This window comes from Candidatus Micrarchaeota archaeon, from assembly GCA_028866575.1.
Classification (GTDB): domain Archaea; phylum Micrarchaeota; class Micrarchaeia; order Micrarchaeales; family Micrarchaeaceae; genus UBA12276.
Window position 1 is genome coordinate 1 of the sequence record JAGWHU010000036.1, and the last position, 1,646, is coordinate 1,646.

The window sequence follows — 1,646 nt, forward strand, 5'->3', positions numbered from 1 at the left end:
TCGCGGGCGGCGAGCACCGTCCCCGCGCCGTCCCTGATCTCGATGTGGTGCGGCCCCGGCGGTGCCGAGATCGCCGTCTGGTACTCGCCTTCCAGACCGTAGGGCGCCACGTGATAGACGGCGGCGCCGTCCACCACGATGGTGAGCACGTCACGTTCGCGCACGGGCAGGCCGTCGGTGCCGCGCAGCCCCGAGCCGGAGACCGTGCAGTGCCCCGTGAGGTCGGGCGTGTCCGTGACCTGAAGCCACGCCGGCGGCGTCTCCGGGGGCGCGGGGGCCGGGGCATCCAAGCCCCCGGCGCCCTCGGAGAACACCGTTACCGGCGGGTTGGTCGTGGAGGTGGACTCTTCTCCGGGCCATTCCGTTGTCATCGGCCGCCGTCCTTTATGCCGCGCTTGCGGTCGAGCGCCTTGTCCCGCTTCGAGTTCGGCTTGATGCCGTGCTTGCGGTGGTAGCGCTCATCCGCCTTCGCCATCATCGGCTTCTTCGCGGCCATCAGTCGTCGTACCCGAAGATGTAGTCCACGGCGATGACCGAGTTCAGCGTCGAGCCCATCGCCGCGCCGCCGGTGATCTCCGCGATCAGCACGTCGTTCGCGGCGAACTTCGTGTTGGCGGCGGTGGTGGTCAGCGTCAGCGCCACGGAGCCGTTCGCCGCGACGGCGGTGCCCGAGGTGTTGAAGGAGGCGACGATCGAGCCGGCGTTGGAGGCGTTCTTGTAGAGCGTGACGGTGAGGCCGCTGCCCGTCGTGTTGGCGGAGGGCTGCGAGCTGGAGGCGATGAACCGCGCCCCGATGACCTGCGCCGCCTGCCCCCACGACATCTCCGGCGTGTCCGCGCTGCCGTTCGTGGCGATGGACGCGAGGGCGCCCGTCGTCATGACGTGTGGGTTGTTGTAGTTGAACATGTATCTCTTCTCCCAGATGAGGCCGCGCTGGCCTCACGATCAGCTTGTCGCCGGTGCCGCGTTGAAGGTCATCTCGATGCCGTAGTGACTGTCGAGCACGCCGAAGCCGTAGTCCTCGACCATGTTCAGCTCGATCGCCCGCAGCGACGTGTCCTCCTCGATCATGATGTTGCCGGCCGCCATGTCATGCGGCTCCTCGACGAAGACGAGCGCGTCCCGGTGGAAGACCATCGTGTTGGCACCGTCCGTCGTCGCCTTGGCGAAGTTCGCGTTGGAGTAGAGGTCTACGCCCGCGACGCGGCCGACGAACCAGGCGTCCAGCGCCTCGCTCTGCAAGGAGCCGGCAGGCCCGTTGGCGCCGATCGAGGTCGTGACCGGCGTCCCCGTGATGGGGCCGCCGACGAGGCTGCGGGAGACCGACGCCAGCGTCTCCGGCCGGAAGGCCCCGCAGATCGGGCCGGGCGGCACGGGCTGGTTGACGGCGCCGGCGGCGATCGCCGTGCCCGCAGTGTTGAGGCCCGCCTTGAGCGTCGAGAAGGCCGCCGCCACATGGCCGACGGTCATGACGGTGGCCGCGGTCCCCAGCGCGGCGTACGTGGAGAGGCTGGACGCGAGGCCGCCGATGTCGGCGTCCTCCTTCCTGTCCATCGCCTGCCGCATCACCTGGCCGGCCTTCGTCTGCATGTTCTCCGACCACTGGGCCAGCGACTTCCGGGTGAAGACCGTCTGGACACCGACTT

Annotated in this window: 3 protein-coding genes; all 3 read right to left on the reverse strand. The window is 69.2% G+C overall.

What is annotated here, in order from left to right; translation table 11 throughout:
- Window positions 1-371, reverse strand: a 371-nt coding sequence (locus KGI06_06275) for a hypothetical protein (GenBank protein MDE1871815.1), incomplete at its 3' end; no start/stop codon positions are given.
- A 124-nt stretch (window positions 372-495) separates the two neighbouring features.
- Window positions 496-906 carry a hypothetical protein gene (locus tag KGI06_06280; protein MDE1871816.1) on the reverse strand — a complete coding sequence of 137 codons (411 nt, stop codon included), beginning with the start codon at window positions 904-906 and terminating at the stop codon, window positions 496-498.
- Window positions 907-945: 39 nt separating this feature from the next.
- Window positions 946-1,646: hypothetical protein (locus KGI06_06285; protein MDE1871817.1), on the reverse strand; the 701-nt coding region annotated here is incomplete at its 5' end.

Coding starts and splice junctions, on each gene's coding strand:
- KGI06_06280 (MDE1871816.1), bottom strand. CDS start 906: ATGTTCAACTACAACAACCCACACGTCATGACGACGGGCGCCCTCGCG.